Genomic DNA, 8,137 nt, shown 5'->3' with positions numbered 1-8,137 from the left:
TCTGGCCCCGGTCCGGCAGGCCGGGGCTGTCGGGGACGGGTGGGAGAATCCGGCTATGCCGCACTCGGAGATCTTCGGCCCACCGGGGGAGTGGCCTGCCCAGGATCTGATCGCCTTCTCCACCGAGTTCGACGCGGCGCTGACCCTCGAGGCCTACCGCTCCGGGGTGTTCCCGATGCCGCTGCACTCCTCCGGGTTCAGCGAGTTGGGCTGGTGGTCACCGACCCGGCGCGGGGTGCTGCCACTGGCCTCGCTGCGGGTCACCCGCTCCATGCGCCAGGCGGCGAAGCACTACACCACCACCGTCGACCAGGCCTTCGACCAGGTGCTCGCCCACTGCGCGGATCCGGCTCGGCCGAACGGCTGGATCGACGCCGAGATCGTCCGGGTCTACACCGAGTTGCAGCGGGCCGGCCGTGTCCACTCGGTCGAGACCTGGGACGCCGGCGGCCGGTTGGTCGGGGGCCTGTACGGGGTGAACCTGGGCGGCCTGTTCGCAGGGGAGTCGATGTTCCACGACCCGGTGTTCGGCCGGGATGCGTCCAAGGTCGCCCTGATGACGCTGGTGGGGGTGCTGGACGACGAGCGCGGCGAAGACCGGATCATCGACGTCCAGTGGCAGACCGAGCACCTGGCTCGGCTCGGGGCGATCGAGATCGACCGCGAGGAGTACCTCGGCCTGCTGGACGAGGCGCTCGCCGTCCCCGAACCCGACTGGACGCGGTCGCAGACCTGAAGCAGTCCCACCCCCGGTGGAGACTGCTGCTCCGGCCCCGGTCTCGACAACCTCGACCGCAACGGCGAGAGTGAAGCCATGCCTGAATTGCCCGAGGTCGAGGCGCTGCGCGGCTTCCTGGAACGGAACAGCCGGGGCAAGGTGGTCGCCGAGACCCACCTGCTCGCCTTCCCGTCCCTGAAGACCTTCGAGGTGCCGCTGACCGCGCTGCAGGGCCTCGAGGTGACCGGCGTGGATCGCCGGGGGAAGTTCATCGGGCTGGATGTAGACGGGCTCTGGCTGGTGTTCCACCTTGCCCGGGCCGGGTGGTTGACCTGGCGCGACGAGATGCCTGCCTCCCTGCCGCGAGCCGGACGGGGGCCGGTCGCCCTCCGGCTGGTCTTCGATGACGGCAGCGGCTTCGACCTGACCGAGGCCGGTACCCAGAAGGGGCTCGCGCTGTACGTGGTCAACCACCTCCAGGACGTGCCAGGCATCGCCGGTCTGGGTCCCGACCCGCTCGCCGACGACTTCACCCCTCAGGTGCTGGCGCAGGTGCTCGCCACCGCCGGACGCTCCCAGCTCAAGCGGGTGCTGCGCGACCAACATGTGCTCGCCGGCATCGGCAACGCCTACTCCGACGAGATCCTGCACGCCGCCCGGATGAGCCCGTTCAAACCGGCCAACGGGCTGGACGAGGCCGAGCTCACCCAGCTCTACGAGGCCATTCGTGGCGAGCTGACGGCGGCCGTCGAGCGGGCGTCCGGGCTTGCCGCCCAGGAGTTGAAGGACACCAAACGGGCGGCGATGCGCGTCCACGGCCGCACCGGTCAGGCCTGTCCGGTGTGTGGCAGCACCATCCTCGAGGTGTCCTATGCGGACTCGTCCCTGCAGTACTGCCCCGGCTGTCAGACCGGGGGCAAACCGCTCGCCGATCGCCGGCTCTCCCGGCTGCTCAAGTAGCCACGGCAGGTCCGGCGGATGACCCGGCGCGGCATCATCCCCGTAACGGGTTGGCGCCGCTCGGGCTGTGAGGTTGGTAACGGTTCGGCATAGGTCGGGTCGCTGGTCTGGTGCACGGTCGCGGCGAGGCTAGCCTTGGGACACACCGGGTCCCCCGCCCCCGCGATCCCGAGGAGTCGAACATGTCGTCCCAGGCCGAGGTGTCGGCACGCTCGCGTCTGTTGCAGGCTGCCTGGACGACGAACCCGACCCTGGGGGTGTCTCTGATCGCCGCCAGTGCCGTGACCGCCATCGCGGTGGGTGCGGCCGGACCGAGTTCAGTGGCGCTCGACCTGGGGGATCGGACGGACCTGCTGCCGCCCTGGTACCTGCCCGCCGGGCTCGGCACCCCGTCGGAGTGGGTGGTCGTCCCGCTGCTGTGGGTCGGGCTGTTCGTCGGCGCCACCGGGCTGTGGATAGCGTGGCGGGCGGTCCGGGAGGGCTGGCGTCCGCGCAACCGCAGGCTCTTCTGGCTGGGCTTCGGGCTCAGCGCCGCCACCGCCCTGGTACTGCCGCTGACCTCGGCGGACGTGCTGATGTACGCCGCCTACGGACGGCTGCAGGTGCTCGGCCTCGACCCCTACGACATCACTCCCGCCGACATCTTCCGGCAGGAATACGATCCGGTCCTGACCCTCACCGAACGACCCTGGCAGGACACGCCCAGCGTCTACGGGCCGCTGGCCTCCGGCTCCCAGTGGCTGGCTGCCACGCTCGGCGGCGACAGCATGCACCACGTCGTCTTCTGGCTGCAGATGTTCTCGGTTATCCCCTTCCTGGTGATCGGCGCTCTGGTCTATCGAATGGCCCGGGATGATCAGGCCACTCAGACCCGGGCGGTGCTCTTCACACTCCTCAACCCGATCCTGATCTGGTCGGTGGTGGCCGGCGCGCACAACGAGGCGTTCACTCTGGTGTTCGCGATCGTCGCGCTGTGGTTCTACCGCCGCAGCCCGCTCCTGGCCGGGATCGGCATAGGCCTGGCCGGGACGATCAAGGTGTCGCTGGTCTTCTACGGCCTCGCCATGCTCTGGGGCTACCGGCGAGACTGGCGCAAGGCCTTGCAGCTGTGTCTGGGGGCGGTGATCCCGCTCGTGGTCGCGTATGGCATCGTGATGCCGAAGTCGCTGTTCGCCGCCTCCCGCAACGTCGGCTACGTCTCCGCCGGGTCGTGGGCGCCCTGGCTCGACACGCCGCTGACCTGGCTGCTGGGGCTGTCGACCGCCCGCAGCATCGTCAGTGCCCTGGGCTGGATCGCCATGGTGGCGATCGGCTGGATGCTCTCCCGGGTGCTGCCCTGGAAGCTCGTCCCGGGCCAGGTGAGCATCACCGACCCGCGTCGCGAGCCGCTCACCATCGCGGTCCGGACGGCGGTCGTGCTCACCGCCGCCTGGCTGCTGAGTTCGCCGTACACGCTGAGCTGGTACGACCTGATCGCATGGGTGCCGCTGGGGTTGATGACAGTGAGTCGTCTCGAGCCGCTGCTCATGCTGCGGGGCGCCTTCCTGTCAGCCGCCTACGTCACTGGCCGGGCAGTGCAGTTCAGCGACGGCGTTCAGGCAGTCGCCGTGGTGATCCGGGACGTCGGCTCGTCCGCGGTCGGCTGGTTCGTGATCGGCAGCATCGTCGCCTGGTGGTGGCGGGAAGGGCACCAACTTCCCTCCTTCACCCGGGTGCGCGCCAGCATGGCCCTGGCCCGTGACCACCGCCGGTTGCCCTACGACTGAGTAGCAGTGGCCGCTGGCGGCCATCGCAGGGTCGGGAAGAGCAGGAACCATGGCCCCGCCACGGCGGGCCGCCCCCCGATCGCTGAGACGCAGGGTGGCCCATGCCACCCGCCACTCGCCTGGCGTCTACGCTGTCGGGCGTGCTCGGATACTTCGGACCCGCCGGGACCTTCACCCACCAGGCTCTGCTGACCTTCGCCGACGACCAGGGATCGCATCCCTTCGACACCGTCACCCAGGCTCTGGACGCTGTCCGGGACGGTGCGGTGGAGGCGGCACTGGTGCCGATCGAGAACTCGGTCGAGGGCGGTGTGACCGTCACCTTGGACAACCTGTCCGCCGGCCGGCGCCTGATGATCGTCCGCGAGGTGCTGCTGCCGGTGCACTTCTCGCTGCTGGCCCGCCCAGGGACGAAGCTCGCGGACGTCCGCCGCGTCCTCACCCATCCCCACGCTGCCGCCCAGGTGCGTGGCTGGCTGGCGGCCAACCTGCCGCAGGCGTCGATCACCGAGGGCGGTTCGACCGCCGCCGCCGCCCTCGAGGTGAGCGACCCGGCATCCCGGTACGACGCCGCGGTCTCGGCGGAGGTGGCCGGCACGCTGTACGGGCTCGAGGCCCTGGCCGGCGGCATCGCGGACAACCCCAACGCCGTCACCCGGTTCGTCCTGGTCAGCCGGCCGGCGGCGCCACCGCCGCCCACCGGATCGGACAAGACCACCCTGGTCGCGTTCATCCACGCCGACCGCCCCGGTGCCCTGCTGGAGATCCTGGAGCAGTTCGCCGGACGCGGGGTGAACATCTGCCGGATCGAGTCCCGTCCGACCAAGACCGGACTGGGCAGCTACTGCTTCTCGATCGACGCCGAGGGTCATCTGCGCGATCCCCGTCTGGCCGAGGCCATGCTCGGACTGCACCGGATCTGTGAGGACGTTGTCTTCCTGGGCTCCTACCCGCGGGCGGATGGCTTCCGTCCGAAGGTCGCCTGGGGATTCACCGACCGCGACTTTGCCGACGCCCGGGAGTGGTACGCCACCCTGGTCAACCCCGAGGACGACGAGTAGTCCGCAGCCGGGTAGTCCGGCCGGGCTCAGAGGTCCCGGAGGTAGCGGTCCAGCACGACCGGGGAGCCGTCGCCGTGGGTGTCCGTGGCCGACGTCAAGGAACCGGCGCGGCGGAAGCCACACTTCTCCGCGACCCGCACCGACGCGGTGTTCTCGGCCTCGACGCAGATCATCGCCCGGCGTCCGGTGCCCTCGGCGCGCAACCGGTCGCAGAGGGCGAGCACGGCCGCGGTGGCGAGCCCGGCGTTGCGGGCCCACGGGTGGACGGCGTAGGCCAGGTTCACGTCTCCTGGTTCGAGCCCGTTCCCACCGTCCGGGTCGAAGTCGATGTACCCGGCCAGTCGTCCGTCCCGCCAGACACCGAAACCGCGCTTCCCGCGCCCGGCAGCCGCATTCTCCGCGAGCACATCGAAATACGCCCGCGTGCCCTCGATCGTGCCGTAACCACCGGTGAGCCAGCGGACGGTTGCCTCGTCCTCGCCGGCGCAGTGCGCCTCGGCGTCCGCGTGGGTGAGCGGACGGAGCTCGATGGCCATACGTTCACCCTAAAGCGTGCCTGCCGTCCCCAGGTGGCCTGCTGCGTCGCCCGATGAGACGGGCAGCGTGGTGGGGAAGCGGCTGAGTGGCGGCCGGTAGGCTTGGGGACCGTGATCGATCCCAAGCTGCTGCGTACCGACCCGGACCGCATTCGCCGTTCGCAGATCGCGCGCGGGGAGTCCGCCGACCTGGTGGACGACCTGATCGCGGCGGACGAACGGCGCCGCGAGCTGATCGCCGCCTCGGAGGCGATGCGCGCCGAGCAGAAGGAGCTCTCCCGGCAGGTGCCGCGGGCCTCGGCGGAGGAGAAGCCCGTCCTGCTTGCCCGCACCAAGGAACTCGCCCAGCAGGTCAAGGACGCCATCGCCGCGGCCGAGGCGGCCAAGGTCACCTTCGACGACCTGATGCTGCGGCTGCCCAACCTGGTGATCGACGGGGTCCCCACCGGCGGCGAGGACGACCTCTACGTGCTGGAGACCATCGGCACCCCGCGCGACTTCGCCGCCGAGGGGTTCGAACCCAAGGACCACATCGAGATCGCCGAGGGCCTGCACGCCATTGACATGGAGCGTGGCACCAAGGTTTCGGGGTCGCGGTTCTACTTCCTCACCGGGGTGGGCGCCCAGCTGGAGTTCGCCCTGCTCAACCTGGCCATGGCCAAGGCCGCCGAGTGGGGCTTCACCCCGATGATCCCGCCTGCCCTGGTGCGTCCGTCCGCCATGGAGGGCACCGGTTTCCTGGGCCAGGCCGCCGAGGACGTCTACTACCTGGAACGCGACGACCTCTACCTGGTCGGGACGTCCGAGGTCGCGCTGGCCGCCTACCACTCCGACGAGATCCTGGACGCTGGTTCGCTGCCGCGGCAGTACGTGGCCTTCTCGCCTTGCTACCGGCGCGAGGCCGGGTCCTACGGCAAGGACACCAAGGGCATCTTCCGGGTGCACTGGTTCGACAAGGTCGAGATGTTCATCTACTGCGACCCGGCCGATGCCGCCGCCTGGCACGACAAGCTCCTGGGGTTCGAGAAGGAGTTCATCACGCTGTTGGAGATCCCCTTCCAGGTGCTGGACGTGGCTTCCGGCGACCTCGGCCTGTCGGCCGCCCGCAAGTACGACTGCTACGGTTACGTCCCCAGTCAGGGCCGCTACCGCGAGATCACCTCGACCTCGAACTGCACCGAGTTCCAGACCCGCCGGCTGAACATCCGGCAGCGCGACGCCGCCGGCGTCCGGCCGGTGGCGACGCTCAACGGCACGCTGTGCTCGATGGCCCGCCCGATCATCATGCTGCTGGAGAACCACCAGCTCCCCGACGGCTCGGTCTACATTCCCCAGGCGCTGCGTCCCTACCTTGGCGGCCAGGAGTACCTGCGTCCGTCCGCCTGACCCCGTCGCTGTCCCAAGCTGTGACCGGGTTGCCGTAGACGGGGCTTCAGTCACAGCTTGCGCGCCTGCTGTGGCGGGGCTGGCCAAGCTGTGGTTCAGCGACCGTGGACGGAGGTTCAGTCACAGCTTGGCGGTGTGTGACCCGCGGGGACCGGTGTCCCTCACCGGGATGGGGTGTGACTCGCGGGGCTGGTGTGACTCATGGGGGCCGGTGAGACTCATCGGGACGGGTGTGACTGACCGGGGAGGGAGAGTTCACCGACTCGCCAGCTGCGCGGGGAGCGGTGGTCACCGGCGCGAGCTACCCTTGACAGCAATATGAAGAACAAGAAGATTGCGGATGGGATGCCGCAGGCGGCCTGGAGGCCGCACCTGGTAGCACTCGACATCGACGGCACGCTGGTCGATCGCGAGGGAAGGCTGCCCGACAGTGTTCGCCGGTCTGTCCGGCGAGTGGTGGACGCGGGGGTACCCGTCGTCCTGACGACCGGCCGGAGTTGGCACCACACCCGGCCTGTCTGTGAAGCATTGGAACTTCCGACCGGGCCTGCGGTCGCGTCGAACGGCGCCGTGTGCGTGACCTTCCCGCCGCTGGAACTCACGAAGGTGGTCACCTTCGATCCGGCAGCGGTGATCGACCGGGTGCTCTACGAGCACCCTTCGGCTGCGCTGGCGACCGAGGTGATCGGCAAGGGTTTCCGGGTGACCAAGCACTTCCCCGAGGGCGATCTCAGTGGCGCCATCGAGGTGGTCGGGGTTGACGAGCTCGCAGCCGATCCGGTCACCCGGATCATCGTGCGCGACCCGGAGTCCTCCGACGCCGATTTCATTGCGCTGGCGTCCCGGCTCGGCCTGCATGGGGTGAGTTACTCGGTGGGCTGGAGTGCCTGGCTCGACATCGCGCCCGCCGGGGTCAACAAGGCGACCGCGCTCGCGGACGTGGCCGCTTCCCTGGGGGTCGCGCCGCACGAGGTCCTCGCGCTCGGCGATGGCCGCAACGACATCGAGATGCTCAGCTGGGCCGGACGGGGGGTCGCCCTCGGCGACGCCCCGGCGGATGTCCGGGTGGCCGCCGACCACGTCACCGGCAGGTTCGCCGAAGGCGGTACCGCCATCGAACTGGACCGCTGGTTCGCCGGCGAGACCGCGAAGGTCGCCTGAGCGGTTCCGCCGACCTGGAACCCACTGAGTGCCGTCCACCGGTCGAGCCCGTCGAGCCCGTCGAGCCCACCGGTCGGTTCCGCCAGCCGATGGGCTGGCCACCTGGACGGCCGGCTGCCGGCTGCCCCTGCCCGGGAGTCGTGAACTGACCCTCCGGAGCCGGACGCGGGGCGGCGGACGCCGGTCTCACACTCAGCTCCCTGTGGTCCAGTCGGCGAGACGGTCGGCCGGGCTGCCCGAGCCGTCGAACGGGAAGGTCGAAGCAGGCCGCCCGTCCGATGGGCCATGCCGTCGACCGGGGAGAATCAGGCTGCCCGTCCAACGGGCCGTACTGTCACCAGCGGCAGGACACATCGCCACGAACCGCAGCTGTCCAGACCTTGAGGACTTGGCCGATCCGACACCGGAAGCGCCGGTTTCACGCTACGCTTCCTGACGTTCGATGGGGGATGTGGTGATAGCTGGGAACGCAGGCGGCGCGGCACGACTGGCAGTCTTGATCGACGCTGTGACTACGAGGGACACCCAGCTGCCGCATCTGATGGACGA

Annotated in this window: 7 protein-coding genes; 6 read left to right on the top strand and 1 reads right to left on the bottom strand. The window is 69.8% G+C overall.

The window, feature by feature from the left end:
* The 4 genes from aat to pheA form a co-directional block, all read left to right on the top strand.
* On the top strand, window positions 1–736 hold a 736-nt coding region (aat, locus tag VB080_RS12360; RefSeq protein ID WP_323418760.1), incomplete at its 5' end, for a leucyl/phenylalanyl-tRNA--protein transferase.
* A 78-nt stretch (window positions 737–814) separates the two neighbouring features.
* The gene (locus VB080_RS12355) at window positions 815–1,678 is read left to right on the top strand and encodes an Fpg/Nei family DNA glycosylase (RefSeq protein ID WP_323418759.1); all 864 of its coding nucleotides are present in this window, start codon (window positions 815–817) and stop codon (window positions 1,676–1,678) included.
* A gap of 182 nt (window positions 1,679–1,860) precedes the next feature.
* On the top strand, window positions 1,861–3,444 hold the full coding sequence (mptB, locus tag VB080_RS12350) for a polyprenol phosphomannose-dependent alpha 1,6 mannosyltransferase MptB (RefSeq protein ID WP_323418758.1): 1,584 nt from the start codon (window positions 1,861–1,863) through the stop codon (window positions 3,442–3,444).
* Between the two features lie 140 nt (window positions 3,445–3,584).
* Window positions 3,585–4,505 carry a prephenate dehydratase gene (gene pheA / locus VB080_RS12345; RefSeq protein WP_323418757.1) on the top strand — a complete coding sequence of 307 codons (921 nt, stop codon included), beginning with the start codon at window positions 3,585–3,587 and terminating at the stop codon, window positions 4,503–4,505.
* Between the two features lie 26 nt (window positions 4,506–4,531).
* On the opposite strand, the gene VB080_RS12340 is transcribed toward pheA, so the two are convergent.
* The gene (locus VB080_RS12340) at window positions 4,532–5,041 is read right to left on the bottom strand and encodes a GNAT family N-acetyltransferase (RefSeq protein WP_323418756.1); all 510 of its coding nucleotides are present in this window, start codon (window positions 5,039–5,041) and stop codon (window positions 4,532–4,534) included.
* 111 nt (window positions 5,042–5,152) lie between these two features.
* Between VB080_RS12340 and serS the strand changes: the two genes are divergently transcribed.
* Entirely contained in the window at window positions 5,153–6,427 is a 1,275-nt protein-coding gene (gene serS, locus VB080_RS12335; RefSeq protein WP_323418755.1) for a serine--tRNA ligase, read from the top strand.
* A 345-nt stretch (window positions 6,428–6,772) separates the two neighbouring features.
* Window positions 6,773–7,588 carry an HAD family hydrolase gene (locus VB080_RS12330; protein ID WP_416339638.1) on the top strand — a complete coding sequence of 272 codons (816 nt, stop codon included), beginning with the start codon at window positions 6,773–6,775 and terminating at the stop codon, window positions 7,586–7,588.
* Window positions 7,589–8,137: the final 549 nt, after the last annotated feature.

This window comes from Propionicimonas sp. (assembly GCF_034927565.1).
In the GTDB taxonomy this organism is placed as follows: Bacteria; Actinomycetota; Actinomycetes; order Propionibacteriales; family Propionibacteriaceae; genus Propionicimonas.
The sequence above is the reverse complement of the archived record's forward strand: the minus strand, read 5'-3'. Positions and strand labels throughout refer to the sequence as shown.

What these genes read in the sequence shown, in the direction of transcription:
- VB080_RS12355 (WP_323418759.1), top strand. Translation starts at nt 815, where the DNA reads ATGCCTGAATTGCCCGAGGTCGAGGCGCTGCGCGGCTTCCTGGAACGG.
- mptB (WP_323418758.1), top strand. Translation starts at nt 1,861, where the DNA reads ATGTCGTCCCAGGCCGAGGTGTCGGCACGCTCGCGTCTGTTGCAGGCT.
- VB080_RS12340 (WP_323418756.1), bottom strand. Translation starts at nt 5,041, where the DNA reads ATGGCCATCGAGCTCCGTCCGCTCACCCACGCGGACGCCGAGGCGCAC.
- VB080_RS12330 (WP_416339638.1), top strand. Translation starts at nt 6,773, where the DNA reads ATGCCGCAGGCGGCCTGGAGGCCGCACCTGGTAGCACTCGACATCGAC.